Raw genomic sequence first — 20,659 nt, forward strand, 5'->3', positions numbered from 1 at the left:
GTTAGTAGTTAGTAGGGGAGCCAGTGCGATGGGGAGGCAGCGCGGTGGACGGGTTTCCCGGCATAAAGCGACTGCCGTCGGCTCCGCCGACTTGTAGCACCTGGCGTGCGGGTTTAAAAGATAAGTTGTCGTTTTTAACCGAAAGACAATCAACAAAACCCGCCCGTACAGTGGTTAGTAGTTGGTTGTTCTCCTGGTGCTCCTGAAGCTCCCCGGCTCCCCGGCTCCTCCTCTTCAAGCGCCCCCAAGCCCTCGTCTTTACTCCGATGGCAGTTTGACGATGGTAAACCAAAAATTTTCTATGGATTGTACGATCTTAACGAATTGATCGAAGTCAACGGGCTTTGTTATGTAGCAGTTAGCAGCAAGACTGTAGACTTTTAAAACATCTTCTTCAGCTTGAGAAGTGGTTAAAACTACTACAGGGATTCGCTTGAGAGTTTCATCCGCCTTGATTTCTGCCAGCACTTCTCTACCATCTTTTTTAGGTAAATTTAAATCGAGTAAGACAATATCAGGGTGAGGTACATGAGCATATTTATCTTCTTTACGTAGAAACGCGATCGCCTCTACACCATCTTCTACCACACTCAAGTTAACAGAGATTTTGCTATCTTCTAAGGCTATTTTGGTTAATTCTACATCACCAGGATTGTCTTCTATTAACAAAATCTCAATAGGCATGATTTCTATTCGAGTATTCACGATGAAGTACCTATCCTATCTGGAATCGTGAAGTAGAAGGTGGCACCTTGCCCTGCTTCCGACTCTACCCAGATGCGCCCACCGTGGCGTTCGACAATTTTTTTACAAATTGCCAAGCCAATACCAGTACCGGGATACTTGCCCCTAGCGTGCAAACGCTGAAAAATGACAAAGATGCGATCGCGATACTGAGGTTCGATTCCAATACCATTATCGCGCACCCAAAAGAGCCATTCTGGAATTTGAGGAGTGGGGGAGTGGGAGAATTCTTCTCCTTTTCCCCTTGTCTCCCTATCTCCTTGTCCCCTTGTCCCAATTCCTTCTACCCTAGTTACTCCAATCTCAATTTGTGGTGTCAGTTCGCTCTTAAATTTGATGGCGTTATTAATCAAGTTTTGAAATAGCTGGGTAAGTTGTGTGGCATCGGCAATGACTTGAGGCAAGGCTTCTGTATGGGTAATAACTGCACCGCTTTCGGCAATGGCAACTTTGAGATTGGCGATCGCTTGCTGCAAAATTAGGTTGCAATCAACAGTCTCAAAGGGTTGGGCGCGGGTACTGATGCGGGAAAAGCGTAGCAAGTCATTAATGAGGATTTGCATCCGACTTGCACCGTCTACGGCGTAAGCAATAAATTCATCTGCTTTAGAATCAAGTTTGTTTTTGTATTTTCTCTCCAGTAGTTGTAGATAGCTTGTCACCATTCGCAATGGTTCTTGCAAGTCGTGGGAGGCTACATAGGCAAACTGTTCTAATTCTGTGTTGGAACGAGCTAGTTCTTCTCGTTGGCGCATTTCTTGTTCCAACAACTGGGCTTGAGATAGAGCAATACCAATTTGGTTTGCCAATTGTTGCAACAAATCAATTTCAAAATTACTCCAATCTCTTGGCTCTAGACACTGTTGAGCAATCAGCAATCCCCAAAGTGTATCTCTGAGAATAATCGGCACAACTATGTGCGCTTTTACGCTCAAATTCTCTAAAAATTCTCTATGACAAGGATGAAGATTTGCCGTGGCAATATTGGGGACAACATGAATTCTTCCCTGACGATAAGCTTCTTGGTATTCTTGATGGAAACAAGGTTCAAAGAGTTTTTGCGTCAAAATGGAGTTACAATCAGGTACTACAGCTTCTTGCACAACTGTTCCCGAACCATCATGACCCAACTGAAAAATTAATACTCGATCGGAATGGAGTAATTTTTGAATTTCCGTAACTGTGGTTTGGAGAATTTCTTCAGTTCGTAAAGATTGGCGGATTTTAAGGGTAATTTCAGCTAAAAGTTGCGATCGCTGATGTTGCTGTTTTAATTCGTCTTCGGCTCGTTTGCGTTCGGAAATATCACTAAGCGCTCCTAACATCCGCAACGGACGTCCTTTGGCATCCCGAATTGCTTTGCCTCTAATTAGGAACCAGTTGTAGCTGCCATTAGTTTGACGCAACCGTACTTCCATTTGACAGGGTTGGTTGAGTTCTAGATGTTGGTAAAGCAGTTCTGCAAATCGCTCTCGATCTTGAAGATGTACTAGTTGGTAGAGAAATTCATAGAAATGCCTTTGTTCTTCTTTTGGTGGTAAACCCAAAAATTGATAAAACCGTTTTGAGCAAAAGCAATTGTTATAAACAATATCCCAATCCCAGATCGCATCATTAATAGCGTCAATTACTAACTGCAATCGTTCTTCGCTTTTCTGCAAGCCTGCTTCTGCTTGTTTGCGCTCGGTAATATCAGTAATTGTCCCGATAAAGCCAGTAATTTTACAACCATTTTCTCTTTCTGCAACTGCCTGACCAAATACCCAGAATATAGTTCCATCATCACGTTGAAACCGATACTCCGATTGAAATGGCAATAGACAGGTTGCATCCAAACTAACTGTATTTACCCATTGATACCATCCACTAGCAACACGCTCTTGGTCATCTGGATGTAAAGCCACAATCCAGTCTTCTCCTAGTGCATCTTGGAAGGAGAGTCCGGTAATTTCACGCCAGCGTTCGTTAACATAAACAAAACTTCCCTGGGCATCGGTACGGAAGATACCTACAGGTACAGCTTGGGCAAGAGTAGCATATCGGCGTTCGCTCTCTCGCAAAGCCAGTTCTGCTTGCTTGCGCTTGGTAATATCCAAGTCTATCCCTGCAATTTGGATTGGTTTACCCGTGCGATCGCAGATCACATGGCCTTTTATCGCAGCCCAGCGAGTTTTACCATTAGGTAAGATAAAGCGAAACTCTAAGTCAAGATAAGAATCTTCTTTTTCCTCGATGGCACGGACGGTAGCATCTAACACTCTGTCTCTGTCTTGTGGATGCAGCAACTTGACGAAAGTTTCCGCTCGTCCGTCAAAAGTCCCTGGCTCCATTTCAAATAACTGTTCTAGGTTAGCAGACCAACTCAACTGTTGCGTCAGCAGATCCCAATCCCAAGTTCCCATGCCTGCGACTTCCATTGCTAATCGCAATCTGGCTTCGCTATCTTGTAGCGCCTGCTCTGTTTGCTTGCGATCGCTAATATTAATCCAATAACCAACGATTTCTAACGGTTCACCAAAACCGTCTCGGACTAAAGTCATTTCATCCCGAACCCAGCGATAACTACCATCTTGGTGCTGAAAACGATATTCGTGGATGTGATGTCCCTGCTCAAACAAGGTGGCTAAGTTGGCAAATACACTAGGAGCGTCTTCAGGATGAATATGCTCTACCCAAAAGTTAGTATTTTCAGTAAATTCACGACTGCTATAGCCCAATATAGAGCTAACATTATCACTTATAAAGGTAGCGGGAAAATCTCCACTCGGCTGGCAAGAATATATCACCGCAGGGCTAGCACTCAGTAAGTGGCGCAGTCTTGCTTCCGCCAGCTGATGCTGTTCCTCAACTTGCCGCAGTGAAATTACATCTCGCCGCATTTCCAGTTGTGCCATCACTTGCCGCCCCAAAGCTTGCAATCCAGCCACCTGTTGTGAATTCAGTTGTCGGGGTTCTCGATCCATGACGCAAAGGGTAGCGATCGCCTGTCCTTCTGGCGAGAGCAGAGGGACACCAGCGTAGAATCGCACACAGAAAGGAGAAGCCACCACTGGGTTTGTCTTCCACTGTGAATCTGCCAAAGTATCAGAAACAATTAGAACTTCCTGCTGCTGAATACAAGTGGGGCAGATTCCTATGTTGCGTGATAATTCTGTAAAATTCCAACCAACTGTTGCTTTCAACCACTGACGGTTTTCATCAATGAAATTGATACAAGCTATTGGTGTGCCACAAATAAGGGCTGCTAACTGGACAAGATTGTCGAAAGCCGCTTCGGGTTCAGTATCAAGTATTTGATATTGACGGAGCACTGCTAGCCTTGCCCTTTCCCGATCAATTGGTAGAGCTGACATTAATATTAATGAAGCAAATCAAATTTTAGGCTTGAAAATATTAAGATTTAGAATTTGCAAATATTCTAACTACTTAAATATTGGCAAATTAAAAGCATAGTAACTCCATTATTTTTTAAGTTACTAAATTAATTTACTGAACTTGATTTTTCACAGGAGTTTCTTTAGATTTTTGTTAAAAAATGAAACACAAACAAGGGTGTAAAGGCACACCCAATTTTACGGCAATGCCTCTGGCGTAAGGGAAACCCTCGCTCGCTCTGTCAACCAATTTTTTGCAAAGTCAACGGCAGTTCTGACCGGAAACAGCCTGGTAGTAGCGGAACCAACTTTTGAGACTTTGACGTTACCTGCTTGTTCAAAGTCGGTGCCCATTTCAACAAAACAGTTGTCTTCAAACTCAATATCAGTGTAGAGTTTCCATACTCTCTTTCCCGCCTCCATAATCGCAGCCCCCTTGGAAACTCTTTTTGCTCCACTGATGCGGTACTCGGCGAGATGAAAGCAGGTAGAACTATCGTAGCCGACTCCCAGTAACAGTACCCAACCGTTCAAGTCATAGAGGCGAGCTAGGGGAGAACCCTCTCCAAGAGAGTCGTCTAGAGAGTGCTCCGTAACAATCGCTTTCGCGTGTTGCCCCCAAGCAGCAAATGAAACCGCAGGATGAGAACTCCGCAGCACATCAGGCCAAGTTCGAAATACTTCTACAATCTTGCCCATGCCTCGCGTGGGAGTTACCTGGGGGTCAAAAGCTGGCATCGTTTCTCGTATAATTGACCACCATTTGGCTGGAACGGGTGGTGCTTGCCAATTAGCCGGATCGGAATAGTCGGCAGAATGGGTGGGCATTACCAAAGTTCCTGTCGGCGTGACGGCATCCATCAGCGCCTCAACCACTGTGACTGCACCACCACAAACCCATCCAAGGGAACTGAGGGAAGAGTGTACCATTACTGTCATGCCCTCTGCCAGCCCAAGTTGATGCAAGTCCCTTACCAGCGAGGCGCGAGTGCGAGGTGATGGTGTGCTTAAAATTATTTCCAGTTCACTCATTTGGCATAGAAAGTAGGGAATAAAAAATCATTAGTTGATTACTCCTTACTTAACACGGGAAGCATAGTAAGTGTAAGGCAGATGGCAGTAAAAACCGTAAGGTGGGCACTGTCCACCATCTTAAAATCAGGGTTTGAGGAAAGTTAGGCAGTGTCCACCCTACAAAAATTGCTTACAGTTTGCTAACCCCATCACCCCACACCCTTCTTTTTGACGACATTCAGTCATAGATTAAAAATTTGTAAAGATTCGTCACTAATACAAGTATTCGTTGCTTATGTAGTGGATGACAATCCTGACACCTAGTTATTGAACCAGTGGAGGGAAGGGCTGATGGAATTTTTGTCTGATACCGTAGTGCTGTCACGGATGCAGTTTGCGCTGACAGCTATATTCCATATGCTTTGGCCTGTGTTAAGTACAGGCATGGCAATTTATCTAGTCATTGTTGAGGGAGTATGGTTGAAGACCCGCAATCCAGATTACTATTACCATGCTCGTTTCTGGTCAAAACTCTATCTTTTGAATTTCGGTGTTGGCGTTGCTACGGGTATTCCAATGGAGTTTCAGTTTGGGACAAACTGGGCACCTTTTTCCGAAGCCGTCGGTAATTTTTTTGGCAGTGTGATTGGGTTTGAGGCTTCTTGGGCATTCATGCTGGAAGCTGCTTTTTTAGGGATTATGGTGTTCGGTTGGGAGCGAGTTCATCCCATCATTCACTTTATCTCTACGATCTTGGTTGCCACTGGTGCCAATCTCTCAACTTTGTGGATTTTGACTGCAAGTTCGTGGATGCAAACGCCTACTGGTGGAGAAATGGTAAATGGTAAATTTATTGTCCACGATTATTTTCAGGCGATTTTCAATCCATTCATGGCAGTCAGCGTGTCCCATATGTTTATTGCCACACTGGAGACTTCACTGTTTGTCATTGGTGGAATTAGTGCTTGGTACATTCTCAACAATCGTCAAAGTGCCTTCTTTTCTAAAGCCTTTAAGATTGCCTTAGCAGCAGCGATCGCTGTTGCCCCATTGCAGATATATATCGGGCATTTGAGTGCCGAACAAGTGTATTACTATCAGCCTTCCAAACTGGCAGCGATGGAAGCCCAGTGGGATACAATTCCAGGTGGTCAATCTGCCAATTGGAGTATTGTGGCATTGCCTAACGAAAAGGCAGAAAAGAATGATTGGGAAATTGCCATTCCCAACGGGCTGGGATACATTTTAGAACTCAAACAAAAGTTATCTGCACCCGTGCGTGGGTTGAAGGAATGGAAGCCGGAGGATCGGCCTCATTTAGTAGGTCTAATTTACTATTCTTTCCGGATCATGGTAGGTATTGGCTTCTTGTTGGCAGGGTTAATGCTGTGGAGTACTCTACAGTGGCTACGCGGTAAACTCTCCCCAGAAAATATTGCTCAACAGCGTTGGTTAATGCGTGCTTGGATTTTTGCCGCTCCCTTAGGATATATCGCGGTAGATTCAGGGTGGATTGTGCGTTGTGTAGGACGTCAACCGTGGACAGTATATGGACTCCTCCGCACAGCCGATTCTGCCTCCCATGTACCTGCTACCAATGTCTTGGTATCTTTAATTGGCTTTGCCGTAACCTATAGCATTTTGTTTATTGGTTACTTATACTTTGGTAGCCGCATTATCCGCAGAGGCCCAAGGTTAGACTTGCCAATGCCGGGAATGGAAACAAAACCCGCAGTAGAAACAACTCCAGGGCAATTTGTTCCCGATGAGCGTCCCGTAGAAGCACAGCAATAGGAGATGATATGGAGACGCTAACTTATTTTTTACCACAGGTTTGGTTTGGAATTTTAGCCCTTTTTCTCTTCCTCTATGTGATGCTGGATGGGTTTGATTTGGGAGTGGGAATTTTGTCCTTGACTGCTTCCAATGAAGAACGCCGTGGAATCTTAATGACTAGTTTGAGTAACATTTGGGATGCTAACGAAACCTGGTTAGTACTGATGGGAGGAGGTTTATTTGGAGCTTTTCCTCTTGCCTATGGCACAATCTTGAATGCTCTTTACATCCCGATTCTGTTAATGGTGTTTGGGCTGATATTTCGTGCTGTGGCGTTTGAGTTCCGCGAACAAGCAAAACGGAAATTATTTTGGAACTTTGCTTTTGGCGCAGGGAGTTTTCTGGCAGCACTCGGTCAAGGATTTGCTCTTGGCGGTGTACTAAAGGGAATTAATGTAGATCAAGCAGGGCATTTTATCGGTACAACTTGGGATTGGTTAAGTTGGCAAACTATATTGGTAGCTTTGACACTAATTCAAGGTTATGTGCTGATTGGCTCAAATTACTTGATTTGGAAAACTACAGGCGAACTCCAAGAAACCCATTACAAAACAGCGAAAATTGCAGCGGTGACAACCCTAATCGGAGCAATTTTGATTACTATTACAACTCCGATATTTTATGAGTACGCGAGAGAGCGTTTGTTTCATCGTCCTCTGGTTTATGTCTTTGCCGCGATTCCTTTGCTAGGAGTTTTGTTGATTTCGCTACTAATTAGGAGTTTATTTCGTAAAGAAGAGAGGGCACCATTTATTTGGACAATTTTGCTTTTCTTGCTCACGTTTATTGGGTTGGCAATGGTTGTTTTCCCCTACATTATTCCGACTCAAATCACCATTTATGAAGCTGCCGCCGATCCTAGTGCGCTGGTATTCATGATTATTCTTATCGGTGCGCTCATCCCTGTAATGTTGTTTTATAACATCTATCAGTACATTGTGTTTCGGGGTAAGGTTACTGGCGGACACTATGGGGAATAGTGATGTGTAGAGACGTTTCAAACAGCGCGTCTCTACATTGCTGCTCTGACATTGGTGGACAAGAAGTGAATTCTAGGTATAGTTTGGACTAAAATCACCTTACAGACAATCTTCTGGCTACTTTCTAATACATCCTAGTTGCCACACGCTCTCGTCCACCTTGATGTAGGATTACGTGTGATGCTTTGCCTGTCTCATCTACTACAAATGTGCGTTGAGCATCTATTAGCTTCATAAAAAACTTTGTTGATGACTCTGGAAACAATTCAACTCTTTCCTGTCCAGCCCATTGAGCAAAAATGCGATCGCACTCTTTTGTAACTATCATCACCCATCCCGGCTCCAATTCATATTGCCCGACGTAGGCATCATAAATCGCGGGATCAAGTGCGATCGCTTGCCGTTTTTTAGGCAGCTGATAAGGTTCATCAAACAAAATTGCAGCCAAATCATTTGCAATAGCTACAACTGGTGTTGCTACTGCTGGATCTATGTTGGTAAGCACAATAATAGAAACTTGTTCATCTGGATATCTAGCAATGCGAGTGCTAAAACCATCAATCCCGCCACCGTGATACAAAAGCTTGCGTTTAAAGTGAGTACATATAATTCCCCCATAACCGTGGTAATATCCTTTACCATCTTCTGCTGCACGAATCGTAACCTTGGGTGTAAACATCATCTCTCTAGACGCCTCACTCAGTACTACATCGGTATAAAGTCCTTGCTCCCATTTGTAAAGATCCTCAATGGTTGAGTACATTGCCCCTGCACCCGATGGCCATGACATATCGATAAAATCTGCGTTTTGATAAGTTTCGCCAGTAAAAACATAGCCCGAAGCTCGATGGGACAAAATCACCTCTTGGCGATCGCAGCCTGAGTCAAACATTTCTAAAGGTTTAAGAATTTGGTGTTGCAGGTAGTCGGCGTAGGAGTAACCGGAGACTGTTTCAATAATTTTGGTGAGTACCACGTAACCAGAGTTTGTATATTGATAACGCTCACCTGGCGTAAACTCTAATGGTTCACTACTAAACCTGGTAATCAAATCATTCAGAGTTACCTTGATTTTCTTTGTCTGCTCAAAGCTAGAAAATTCTGTGTAATTGGGAATACCTGAAGTGTGGTTAAGCAGGTGATGAATAGTAATTTTTTTACCGTTAGGGTAGTCGGGCAAATAGTTTGAAATCGAATCCTGTACCTCTAGCAAACCTTGCTCTTGAAGTTGGAGAATTGCCGTCGCTGTGAACTGCTTGGTAATCGAACCGAGACGAAACTTTGTCTGGGGTGTATTTGGAACATTATGTTCAAGGTTAGCCATGCCGTAACCTGCACTTAAGAGTACTTCACCTGCACGGGCAACCAATACCGATCCCATAAAGTAGCGATTGCCTAGACACGCTTGCAGATAAGCTGTCATCTCGTCAGCAACAGCTAGATGACTAAACTGTGACTGTTTTCTTTGCTCGTCCATGCAGACTCACCAAGATTACGACTAATAAGGACGTACCACATACAGCATAAATCCCCAAGAGCGATCGCCCTTGAGGGTTGCAAAGATGTTAATTTTCTTTAATCGAGGAAACAACTGCAATCCTAACTACTAGCAGTAGCAGTTGGCTTCTTCCGCATCCTTTCAAAATAGTCTTCCCAGAATTTCTTTTGAGCGTCTAGCATCATCTGGTTATTTTTTTCTTGGGCTTCCAGGAAAGATTTCACAATTTCTTCTTGGAAATCCAGGGATTTATTAAAAGCTTCGGAGAGATTTTCTTCTCGTTGCATATTCGGCAAATTTTCTAGGCAGGTGTCTAAAAATGTTTTCTGCCAATCACTAAACTGCTTTTGCCACTCGTTGAATTGCTTTTGGTACTCGTCAAAATAGGTGGTATACATTTGACGCTTAACCGCTACATACCCCATTTGGCTGTTTTAGGGAGGAAGTGGGGCGGTGTTTGCCACTTCCCTATGAGTAAATACTCATCTACTAATAGTATATGCCATTGGGATTAGTTCAATTTCACCCACTTTACAGAAGTTTGCAACCATTCGTCATCCATAGGACTTACGCAAAATTCCTCTCAAATTCTCTTTCCTCCGTGTCCTCCGCGTACTCTGCGGTTTATTATTCGATAACTCGTGCGTAATACCATTTCACGAAATACCTGATACAAATGATTAGTCTCATCCAAAATCGGAGCGATCGCGAAATTTTTGCAGGCATCACAAATCAATCTCTGCTTTTACCAGATCTGGCATACGATCCAGGCGAAAGCCAGCCTTTTCGCAGGTTCTTTGCATGGCTGTGTTCTCCGGTAAAATGTCAGCAGTGATGCGCTTAATGTGTTCATTGCGAGCAACTTGCAGTAGTCGTTTGAGCAATTCAGTGCCCAATCCTTGGTACTGGAATTTGTCACTAACCAGCAAGGCAAATTCTGATTCACTCAAACCATGTAATTTTGTCAATCTGCCTAGCGCTATAATTTCACGCTCATTTGTAGTTGGGTTTTTATATTCCGCAACAAGTGCCATTTCGCGATCGTAATCAATACAGCACAGACGTATCAGTCGTTCGTGGGCAATTCGCTGACTTAGTTTAACTAAATTGAAGTAACGAAAATAAACACTTTGCTCTGACAGCGTTTTATGAAATTGCACAGCTAGCGGTTCATCTTCAGGACGAATAGGGCGGATGATAACTTGTGTGCCATCTTTCAGCGTCCAAGGTGTAGCGTATTGCGTTGGATAGGGACGAATTGCTATTTTTGGCAGTTCTTCTGACTTGACATCGGCTGGATGAAGGACAATTCGCGCATCTAGGGCGATCGGATCTGGAGAGGTTTTAATTGTAGAAGCAAACAAGGGATTAATATCAATTTCTTTGATCCAACGTTGTTCTACCACTAGTTGGGAGAATCTTACTAATAGTTGCTCAACAGCGGCAAGATTTACTGGTGAGCGTCCCCGCACGCCTTTAAGCGCCTTATAAATTTGAGTTTGTTCCATCATCCGCCGCGCCAAGGTTGTGTTGAGGGGAGGAAGTGCGATCGCTCTATCTTTAAATACTTCTACTAATTGTCCCCCTGCACCAAACAATAATACCGGGCCAAACTGCGGATCGAGGCTACTGCCGACAATCAATTCGTAGCCGTCGTTCAGGTTCAACATTTGCTGCACCGTCACTCCTAAGAAGTGTTCTGCTCCCACTTTTTCTGTCACAGAGGTTTTAATGGCGTGGTAAGCCCAGCGCACAGCTTTGGCATCCATGAGATTTAACTGCACGCCTCCAACATCAGTTTTATGGGTAATTGTCTTTGACAAAAGTTTGAGTACTACTGGATAACCAAGAGAATTGGCACAATCAACGGCTTCATCTGCTGTGGCAGCCACGCAGACTTGCACGGTGGGAATACCATAGGCTTCCAGAATTTGTTTTGATTCCATCTCTGTGAGAATGGTTCGCCCTGCCTGACGGGCTGTTTCAATTAACTTTTCGGCAAAGGTGCGATCGGGTAATTTATCCCATTTTTCTACTAGCACCGGAGTTTCGTAGATGCCGCGCAGGTTATATGTGTACTGCCACATATAAGTAAATACACGTGCTGCCGAATCCGGATATGGATAAGTGGAAATACTGGCACGATTGAGAATCGCTTCTCCTGCCATCACCTCTGCTCCCCCCATCCAACTTGCCAGGATGGGTTTGCCTTGTAAAGTCTGCTCGTGAAGCGCCTCCACACAAGATTTCAGCCGTTCCGCAGTTTGGGTAGGATCGGTCATTGCCTGGGGAGTGAGAATCACCAAAAACCCATCACTATGAGGATCTTTGGCAGCAATTTCTAGAGTTTTGGCATAGCGTTCCGGATCGGCATCTCCCAAAATGTCGATTGGATTACTGCGACTCCAATAAGGTGGCAAAAATTCATTGCCTGCAGCAATTGTATCTGACGAAAGCTCTGCCAGTTCTCCACCTGTGCTAACTAGACAATCAGTTGCCAGTACTCCCGGCCCACCTGCATTAGTGATAATAGTTAGGCGCGGGCCTTTAGGACGAGGCTGTTTTGCTAGTACCTCCGCCATGTTAAACAATTCAGAAATCCTGGTGACTCTCAATACCCCACTACGCCGAAAGGCAGCATCGAGTACCTCGTCACTGCCTGTGAGCGCTCCTGTGTGAGAAGCCGAGGCTTTGGCAGCTGCCTCTGTCCGACCTGCTTTAATGACAATAATGGGCTTAGTTAGCGCTACCTCACGAGCCGCAGACAGAAACGAGCGTGCATCTCCTATCGATTCCATGTAAATAACTATACTTTGGGTGCGGGGATCATCACCAAGATAGTAAATTAGATCTCCCCAACCCACATCGAGCATTGAGCCGATAGAAACAAAAGCACTGAACCCAACATTTTCTCGCAAGCTCCAGTCCAGAATAGATGTGCATAGTGCGCCACTCTGACTGATGAAGCCCACCTTCCCCGGACGAGCGATCGCGCTAGCAAAAGTAGCATTGAGTCCCGTATGAGGATTCATTATTCCCAAACAATTGGGGCCGATAATTCTAAGTTTACCTTTACGAGCTTCCTGTAAAATCTCTTGTTCTAGTTCTATCCCAGGTTCACCAATTTCCTTAAAACCAGCAGAGATGATAACTGCACTTTTTACCCCAGCTTCTACACACTGCCGTACTATACCAGGAACTGTTGAAGCGGGTGTGGCTATAACTGCCAAATCTACAGGTTCTGGTACTTCTGCAATATTTTTGTAAGCTTTAATACCCATAACACTATGGTGTTTGGGATTTACAGGAAACACCGTGCCCCCGAAGGGGTTACTAATCAAGTTCCACAGTAAGGTACGTCCTACACTTCCAGGCGAGTCGCTCGCACCTATGACAGCAACTGCCTCCGGTAAAAAAATAGAACTGAGGGGTTGGCGTTCGGAACGTAGAATGTCATAGGTGGGATCGGTTTTAAATTTGCTGCTGGATTGCATATTGCGAAAATTCCTTAACGAGGACACCCTTGTAAAGGTACTAAATCCAGCTCGTAGGTTAAAAGAAATAGTTGAGGAACTTGTGAGGAAATTTAATAAATATCGCAATCATTTTTCATGCTTGGTATCAAAAATGAAACACAAGATACTTTACTTTCTTTCTGCACAACCTTCTAAAACTGTATTGCCCAAGATCAAAGTTGCTGAGTAGGGATAATTCTTGTCAGACATACCATCACTACAGGCACTTACTTTTTTGATCGTGAGTATACTATGATTGCCTTTACCCCTCAATCTGTAAACTCTGACTAAATCTGCTGGACGACCTGCTGCTGTTAATGGTGCAACATATGGGAATGTTAACTTGCGAGTGTCCGGCGAAGAGTAAACGATTCCGCTTTTGCTAACAGTAACATTCCAAAATGGTTCGGTTCCCCGAATAATAAATTCTTCTACTTTGGCATTATTGCCAGCAAAGGCAGCATCTATCTTTAGAAATCCTAATTCTTTATTAAGACTGATATGAGCAAAGACTGCTAATGTGGTGGTACAAATTCCCAAACTTAAGATGCTGGATACAAGAGCTTTTTTCATAAAAATCGAGCCGCTTTAAATTCTAATTGAATGACACAAAAAAATTATCAATAGTTTCCACTAGAGATTGAAGTGATGTCTAATGATGTGAAATCCTCTGTACTTTAGCCAGCGATGAGCTTAATACTTACTCTGCCAGCCTACAGAGAGATGGAAATTTTTTTAGAGAAAGGTGGACAAATTCCAGCTATTACCCTAACTGCCTATGCTGGAGAATACTATCAGACGTCAGGCGCTTGCAGTTGGCTTTGAGTTGCATATCTACAAGCCTGTAGTGCCAGAAGATTTAGTTAAGGCGATCGCTCAAGTTATGAGTAAAGCTCATTGTGCATCCTCATTTCAGCGCTAATAACTTAACTCTTTAGCATGAAGTAAGCGAAATTCAACATCAATTTGGTGTAGAGGTATAAAAGCCGAGGCTATGATTCACCAATTTAATTAGAGGAATTAAAAATTAGTTCTAAGCAAGTAATGAGTCATGGGATCTCCTATGGCTTCACTTAACCTGCCTAATCCAAAAATTCCAGAACATGACTGAGTATATCTGATAACTACGAGGTGAACTATGTCAGGCGATGATCTGCCAGAGATTAGTGCAAAGTGCGAAAGTTTTTTTTCACAAGTTTTCTGTAAAACACCCATACTTTTTAGCGGTAGAAACATATGGAGCGGAATCAGTTTAGAGCAGCGCTACCTACCACCAGGGGAAACTCCTGAGTATTCTCTCAACCAATTTGTCATCACTATTAATCTTGGTAAAAGTTTTCAGGTGGAGCGAATCCTGGATAGACATCTACAAGCAGGATTAATGTTTACAGGTGCAGTGGCACTTTGTCCAATGCATATTCCCCAACTAATCCGTTGGGATAGGGATGCCAATGTTCTTTTCCTTTACCTGGATTATGCATTACTAACTCGTAATGCTGTAGAGTTATTTGATACAGATAATTTTGAGATTTTACCACATCTGATCGCTCAAGATCTACTGGTTCATCAAATTGGGCTGGGATTGAAAGCACAACTTAGAACGAATGGTTTAGATAGCCGTATCTACGCTGAATCAGCCGCAACATTTTTAGCTGTTCATCTCCTGAAAAACTACTCAACTCGAAAATCTTTGATCCGCGAGTATGTGGGAGGTTTACCGCAACAGCAGCTAAAACAAGCAGTTGATTATATCCAAGATCACCTAACACAGCAGATCTCTCTAGATGCGATCGCTAATTATCTCGGTATCAGTCGCTATCACTTTTGCCGATTATTCAAGCAATCTACGGGACTAAGCCCCCACCAGTATGTGATTCAACAGCGCATAGAACGGGCAAAGCAACTATTACTGCAAGGTGAGATGAGTATTGCTTATGTTGCTCAAGCCTGTGGCTTTTCCCATCAAAGCCACCTTAATCGCCACTTCAAACGATTAACCGGAGTAACACCTAAAAATTTGCTCAAATGATAGCAAAATTGTGCAAAAGTAGCACAAACGTGCAAGACAAGCGATTAGTGGTTTGGCATTCTGAAAACTGTACATTACAGCAATTCTGTATGTTCTTCTGAAGTTAGATATTTCTGACTTTAAACTAACACTACAAAAAAATCCTATGAAAACAATGCAAACTCAGAAATTGCAAACCACCCCAAACGAACTCACTCAAGTTTTATGGGAGGAACTTAGTGATGAAGTAGCTGCTCAAATGTCCGGTGGACGTCGTCGCATAGGCGACATTCCGGGACATTATCTGCCACCTGGATTTAATTCCAGACCTGTTCCCGCATGATCTTTGACATGGAATTGGTATCAGAGATTCTGATACCAATTCCATACCCTTGCTTCCACAAAAATGAAGCAAATATAAATTTAGGAGAAAAACAATGTCAAACGAAGATATTATTCGCGCTTGGAAAGATGAAGAGTATCGCAACAGCTTGAGTGAAGAGCACAGAGCACAACTTCCTGAAAATCCAGCAGGGCTGATTGAGCTAACAGATGCAGAAATAGAAACTATTAACGGTGGTTCAAAGCGAACTAAGGACTCAACAATATGCGATCTAGTCAAGAAAACCACAGATCCAACAACTGAATGTAAGCCAAGTTCACATGTTCTTACTTGTTCCTCGGACTCCACAAGTCTAGACATGTTCAGCATTTAGGCTTTATCCTCTGGATGCTGATTATTTGTGCATTGCAAATCAACCAATTTTGAAGCTAGACCGCAAAATTCTCTCAGTGAGATTGCTGACTAGCTTTCCTTTTCTATACTGCTGCTAATGATGCTATGACTCAACCATGTTTTCAATCTTCTGCTTGGTTTTATGCACTCACATTGTCAGAACGCATAGCTTCACTTCGCACAGCTAAGTATATACCCAATGCGAAAACTAATGCCGATCTAGCTCAACGACGAATGCAGCGCTGGCGAGATTCCTATACAGGAGCTTCACTAACACAGCTTCCACTTACAACTGATAACGATTTTCTCCACCGTTTGGCAATGGATGGCATGAACGAGGAAGAATTTCTTTATCTTCTAGGCGAACCGATTGAAGCTGTAAAAGCTCGCTGTCCCAAACCCCCAGCATGGCTAATCGACCTTGTCCAGGCATATAATCGTCCTCTCTCCTCCAACTCAATCCCACTTTCAGAGGAACTGCGTGGTGAAAAAGTTACTGGTTTTTTGAATTTGATCGAGCCATTGATCAGTCAAAGCCTTGAACGCTTGCATCAAGGAGTCGAAGCAATAATAGCAACTCAATCCAAATTAGCCTTTGATCCAAATACAGTCGAAGAGGTACTTTTTGGCAACTTGCCAGAGCGTTTGCTTAGTAGGCTCAACCGCACCTTAGTTTTGGAACTCCATGTCGCCCGCCTCCAAGAACTTCTCACAGGTGATACCCCCCAACAGCGATTTGAGAGCTTTTTACAGCGCTTACGCCAGCGCGATACAGCTCTTACCATATTACAGGAGTATCCCGTTTTGGCTCGGCAAATAGTAAGTTGCCTTGATAACTGGGTTGCGTTCAGTTTGGAATTTCTCAATCATTTGTGCACCGATTGGAATGCTATCCGGGCTACCTTCAGTTCCAACCAAGACCCAGGTGTACTCATACAGCTAGATAGCGGCATGGGTGATAGACACCGGAGTGGACGTTCAGTACTGGTAGCAAAGTTTAGTTCTGGCTTGCAGATAGTCTATAAGCCTCGCTCCTTAGCTGTTGATGTGCATTTTCAACAACTTTTAACTTGGCTAAATGAACAGGGTACCCAGCCACCTTTTCGGACAATTAATATTCTTAATTGCGGTTCTTATGGGTGGGTTGAATACATTTGTGCCCAAACTTGTACTTCTGTGGTGCAAGTCCAGCGTTTCTACGAACGTCAAGGAAGTTACCTTGCCCTCCTCTACGCTTTGGATGCCACAGATTTTCACTGCGATAACCTGATTGCGGCAGGTGAGCATCCCGTTCTTATTGATCTGGAAACACTTTTTCACCCACGCTTTGAAAAAAAAGACCAAAACCAATCAGATTGGCTCGCTAGTCAAACAATGGCTAATTCAGTGTTACGCATTGGATTGCTTCCCCAACGTGAAGGAGTAACTGCCGAATCTGACGGCATTGACATCAGCGGTTTAGGTGCCTTAGAAGGTCAAATCTCGTCAGAGGAAATTTCCTACTGGGATGGATTGGGAACAGATAAAATGCAGCTCAAATGTAAACGGATGCAGATATCTGTGGGTCGTCATCGACCAACCCTTAATAATTCTCAGATAAACGTGTTGGACTACACCGAAGCTATTACTGTTGGGTTTACCAATACTTATAAATTATTGCTGCAACACCGAGATGAGTTGTTGTCAGTTGATGGGCCTTTGGCTCGCTTTGCCACAGACGAAGTGCGCGTTGTTCTTCGAGAAACGCAGACCTATTCGGAACTACTGCGCAATAGTTTTCATCCCGATCTCCTACGTAATGCCCTGGAGCGCGATCGCTTTTTCGATAGGCTGTGGATTAGTACCAAATACAACCCTTATTTAGCCAAGGTAATTCCTGCAGAACGTGCAGATCTTCAAAGAGGTGACATTCCTATATTCACAACACAGCCTAGTTCACGCGATCTGTGGAACAGTGCCTACGAGAGACTTCCCTATTTTTATCGCCAATCAAGTATGGATCGGGTGCGATCGCATATCCAGCAACTCAGTCAAGCCGATCAACAGAAGCAACTCTGGTTTATTCGTGCTTCACTCACATCTCTAGCGATGGAAAAAGATAAAATTCGATGGTCAAGCTATACATGGAGAGAACCAGAGATCATTGCCGAACCTGAGCGATTGTTGGCAGCTGCAAAATCTATTGGAGATCGGTTAGAGATGTTAGCTCTGCGTGGACAAGATGATGTCACTTGGCTCGGTTTAACGTTTACGAATAAACGTCACTGGTTGCTCCTACCGTTGGGAGTAGATCTCTATGATGGGATACCTGGGATAATTTTGTTCCTGGCTTATCTTGGAAAAATTACGAAACAAAAGCGCTACACTAGCCTAGCACACCTAGCATTAGTAACGCTGCGGCATAGAATAGAAGACCGCAAATCAAACATAACAGGGATTGGAGCATTTAACGGATGGGGCGGAATAATCTACACACTAGTCCATTTAAGTGAACTTTGGCAACAGCCAGAGTTGTTGAATGAGGCTGAGGCACTAGTAGCACTTCTTCCAAATTTGTTAGAGCAAGATCGAGAACTTGATATTATCAGTGGTAGTGCTGGGTGCATTGGTAGTTTAATTAGCCTGTACCGTTCCCATCCCTGCTCACATACTCTTGCTATCGCAAGCCAATGTGGCGATCGCCTGCTCTGCCAGGTTCAACCCGGCTGGCTTGGCCAGGATGTAGAGACAAAGCCTCTGACTGGCTTTTCTCATGGGGCTGCTGGTATGGCATGGGCACTACTAGAACTAGCTGCACTGACTGCTGAGGAACGCTTTCGTAAAGCGGCTCTCAATGCTATTGCCTACGAGCGCAGCCTCTTCTGTCCGGAGGTTGGAAATTGGCCTGATTTACGTAATTTTACTGCTACTGTTCTAGCAGACACTAGCAACCAGCCTATCTGTATGACAGCCTGGTGTCATGGTGCACCAGGAATAGGATTAGCTCGTTTACGCTGTCTTCCATACTTTGATGATGCTCAAATCAGAGCAGAAATTATCACAGCCTTAAAAACCACTATCAATCATGGATTTAGTAGTAATCATTCCCTATGTCACGGTGACTTAGGTAACTTAGAACTGCTGTTACAAGCCAGTCTGATCTTCGACGAACCGCAATGGAAAACTCAAGTTGATCGTCTTTCGGCGATTATTCTCAAAAGCATAGATGAATATGGCTGGTTATGTGGGGTTCCCTTGAGAGTTGAAACCCCCGGATTAATGACGGGCTTGTCCGGAATCGGATATCAATTATTACGTCTTTCAGCACCATCACAAGTTCCGTCAGTCTTGATGCTAGAGTCTCCCAAACCTCAGACACTATAATCACAATACATACATAATGATGTATGGAGATATCACGATTTTTCTGTACGAAAAGATATACTTAACCTTTAGAGAATTTTATATTACACCTTATCTTTAGGTGGCGGCACAATCCTAAGCTTATTTAAAGCTGCATCGATTCCTTTAAGTATTTTAAAATCTTGTTCTGGTAAGGAATAACTGCTACTTCCTAACAAACTTGCACGTTCCACAGGATATTTTTCTAGAAAAGAGAATGCTTGTCGAAACTGATGCACTCCTGCTTTGATTGGCGAGTCAAAGTGGCAGGGAATCACCCACTGAAAATCCCAGCTTGCCACCTGATTTGCCCATTCAATAGTTTCCCTCGGTGCTCGATTTAGAATCAGAGTCTGTAAAATTGGAGCTACAATTAGACGACCATCTCCTCGCAGTACATCGAATGACCGTTTCCAGTCGCTCTTCCATTTAAAAGGAAACAAACCGAAATAAGCTTTCTTTGAGCGTTCTGGTGCTTTTAAGGCATTGCGAAATACTTCGTCCCAACCAAGAACCTCCAGTACACTTGGTTGAAAGTACATAGCAAACAGTGAGATGCGTTGCCAACCTTTACAGCGGTTTGCTTGATTGTCTGCAACAACATCAAACACATTATCCTTGGCATGAAATAGCAATGGGTATGGATCTAATTGGACAATCGCAGGTGGTTCTTCGGGTATAGAAACTACTGAATCCGTAATCAATAGTGTGTGCGATCGCTTGTGGAAGAATGCAACTTCTGTAAATTTACCTAGCCCAAGCTCGATGGAACCCAGAATCGCATAGTCAAACTCATCTGCGAAAGGTGCTGTAGTGCTGTCTTTTGGTAGTGGTTGAGTGCGCCCAAACGGTAAGCCAAGCCAACTGAGGGGAAGATTCAGGGGAAAACTCCACTGATTGGGAGCGACAAATACCTGTGCTTTTGGAAAGCATCTAGAAAAAGGGCCAACAAAAACCTTATGTTCTAAACCGGAGGTAGTGGGCAGAATGATGTACTTGACATCCCCGTGTTCTGCTACCAATTCCTGCATAAGTCGAATACACTCGGTTGTTGGTGCAACGGGTGCATATACCAATAAACCACCTTGAGCCAGCTTCACAACTGTCATACGAATAGGTACAACAACATAGAAAATGCCTTGAAGTTGGTCAAAAGTCCAGATAGTATCCTGAAGTACTTCTTTGCGGATTGTCCGCCGCCTACTGTATGGATAAAGTGGTACAACAGGCCACAACGGCCATGAAAAGTCTTCTGAATTAATCTCGGATGCTTTCGCTGCCTGTTTATTCATCGTGGTTTGAAACACTCCACGACCCCCTTAAAAATTCCTACTCCTAAACCTGTTTGATTTACTCCTTAGGATTTGGAGTTTAACAAATTGTTGAAGCAATCAACTACTTTAAACTACTTTTTGTCATAACTTACTTTCTTTAATGCCTGATGACTAAATTTAAACAAAAATAATAGTAGTAGTATCTTGATTTAACTTGAGTGCGATCGCTTTAGCATAAATGAACGGCTAAATTTTATATTGTAGCGTTCATATCTGTATCAAAGTTACGTGAAAAAAAA

At 43.6% G+C, this 20,659-nt stretch carries 15 protein-coding genes; 7 read left to right on the forward strand and 8 right to left on the reverse strand.

Going from position 1 to position 20,659, the window contains the following annotated elements:
• Positions 1 to 258: 258 nt before the first annotated feature.
• The 3 genes from UYC_RS0117365 to UYC_RS0117375 form a co-directional block, all read right to left on the reverse strand.
• A complete protein-coding gene (locus UYC_RS0117365) occupies positions 259 to 684 on the reverse strand; it encodes a response regulator (protein WP_200862385.1) in 426 nt (141 codons plus the stop codon).
• A 17-nt stretch (positions 685 to 701) separates the two neighbouring features.
• Positions 702 to 4,097 (reverse strand): PAS domain-containing protein, encoded by a 3,396-nt coding sequence (locus UYC_RS0117370; RefSeq protein WP_016878201.1) that lies wholly within the window; start codon positions 4,095 to 4,097, stop codon positions 702 to 704.
• Positions 4,098 to 4,316: 219 nt separating this feature from the next.
• The gene (locus tag UYC_RS0117375) at positions 4,317 to 5,150 is read right to left on the reverse strand and encodes an AAC(3) family N-acetyltransferase (protein WP_016878202.1); all 834 of its coding nucleotides are present in this window, start codon (positions 5,148 to 5,150) and stop codon (positions 4,317 to 4,319) included.
• Between the two features lie 333 nt (positions 5,151 to 5,483).
• On the opposite strand from UYC_RS0117375, the gene UYC_RS0117380 reads away from it, so the two are divergent.
• Together UYC_RS0117380 and cydB are read left to right on the forward strand one after the other, a co-directional pair.
• Positions 5,484 to 6,926, forward strand: coding sequence for a cytochrome ubiquinol oxidase subunit I (locus UYC_RS0117380; RefSeq protein ID WP_016878203.1), 1,443 nt, complete (start codon positions 5,484 to 5,486; stop codon positions 6,924 to 6,926).
• An 8-nt stretch (positions 6,927 to 6,934) separates the two neighbouring features.
• Positions 6,935 to 7,948, forward strand: a complete 1,014-nt coding sequence (gene cydB / locus UYC_RS0117385; protein ID WP_016878204.1) for a cytochrome d ubiquinol oxidase subunit II — start codon at positions 6,935 to 6,937, stop codon at positions 7,946 to 7,948.
• Positions 7,949 to 8,072: 124 nt separating this feature from the next.
• Here the strand turns inward: cydB and UYC_RS0117390 are convergent, their stop codons facing one another.
• The 4 genes from UYC_RS0117390 to UYC_RS0117405 all read right to left on the reverse strand — a co-directional run bounded on the left by UYC_RS0117390 (position 8,073) and on the right by UYC_RS0117405 (position 13,534).
• The gene (locus tag UYC_RS0117390; protein ID WP_016878205.1) at positions 8,073 to 9,425 is read right to left on the reverse strand and encodes a serine hydrolase; all 1,353 of its coding nucleotides are present in this window, start codon (positions 9,423 to 9,425) and stop codon (positions 8,073 to 8,075) included.
• 122 nt (positions 9,426 to 9,547) lie between these two features.
• Complete coding sequence (locus UYC_RS0117395; protein WP_026087707.1) at positions 9,548 to 9,844, reverse strand: hypothetical protein; 297 nt, start codon at positions 9,842 to 9,844, stop codon at positions 9,548 to 9,550.
• 327 nt (positions 9,845 to 10,171) lie between these two features.
• Entirely contained in the window at positions 10,172 to 12,940 is a 2,769-nt protein-coding gene (locus UYC_RS0117400) for a bifunctional acetate--CoA ligase family protein/GNAT family N-acetyltransferase (RefSeq protein WP_016878207.1), read from the reverse strand.
• Positions 12,941 to 13,090: 150 nt separating this feature from the next.
• Positions 13,091 to 13,534 carry a COG3650 family protein gene (locus tag UYC_RS0117405; RefSeq protein WP_016878208.1) on the reverse strand — a complete coding sequence of 148 codons (444 nt, stop codon included), beginning with the start codon at positions 13,532 to 13,534 and terminating at the stop codon, positions 13,091 to 13,093.
• 205 nt (positions 13,535 to 13,739) lie between these two features.
• Between UYC_RS0117405 and UYC_RS37890 the strand changes: the two genes are divergently transcribed.
• From UYC_RS37890 to UYC_RS0117430, 5 genes are all read left to right on the forward strand, one after another.
• Positions 13,740 to 13,883 (forward strand): response regulator, encoded by a 144-nt coding sequence (locus UYC_RS37890; RefSeq protein ID WP_157171253.1) that lies wholly within the window; start codon positions 13,740 to 13,742, stop codon positions 13,881 to 13,883.
• 216 nt (positions 13,884 to 14,099) lie between these two features.
• Positions 14,100 to 14,990 carry a helix-turn-helix domain-containing protein gene (locus UYC_RS0117415; protein WP_016878210.1) on the forward strand — a complete coding sequence of 297 codons (891 nt, stop codon included), beginning with the start codon at positions 14,100 to 14,102 and terminating at the stop codon, positions 14,988 to 14,990.
• A gap of 154 nt (positions 14,991 to 15,144) precedes the next feature.
• Positions 15,145 to 15,312, forward strand: a complete 168-nt coding sequence (locus UYC_RS38945; protein ID WP_235181622.1) for a hypothetical protein — start codon at positions 15,145 to 15,147, stop codon at positions 15,310 to 15,312.
• Positions 15,313 to 15,406: 94 nt separating this feature from the next.
• Positions 15,407 to 15,685 carry a mersacidin/lichenicidin family type 2 lantibiotic gene (locus UYC_RS0117425; RefSeq protein WP_016878212.1) on the forward strand — a complete coding sequence of 93 codons (279 nt, stop codon included), beginning with the start codon at positions 15,407 to 15,409 and terminating at the stop codon, positions 15,683 to 15,685.
• A gap of 125 nt (positions 15,686 to 15,810) precedes the next feature.
• Positions 15,811 to 19,068 (forward strand): type 2 lanthipeptide synthetase LanM family protein, encoded by a 3,258-nt coding sequence (locus UYC_RS0117430; protein ID WP_016878213.1) that lies wholly within the window; start codon positions 15,811 to 15,813, stop codon positions 19,066 to 19,068.
• Positions 19,069 to 19,151: 83 nt separating this feature from the next.
• Here the strand turns inward: UYC_RS0117430 and UYC_RS0117435 are convergent, their stop codons facing one another.
• Positions 19,152 to 20,378: a DUF4336 domain-containing protein gene (locus tag UYC_RS0117435; protein WP_016878214.1), complete on the reverse strand. Its 1,227-nt coding sequence runs from the start codon at positions 20,376 to 20,378 to the stop codon at positions 19,152 to 19,154.
• Between the last annotated feature and the right edge of the window lie 281 nt (positions 20,379 to 20,659).

This window comes from Chlorogloeopsis fritschii PCC 6912, assembly GCF_000317285.1.
GTDB lineage: Bacteria > Cyanobacteriota > Cyanobacteriia > Cyanobacteriales > Nostocaceae > Chlorogloeopsis > Chlorogloeopsis fritschii.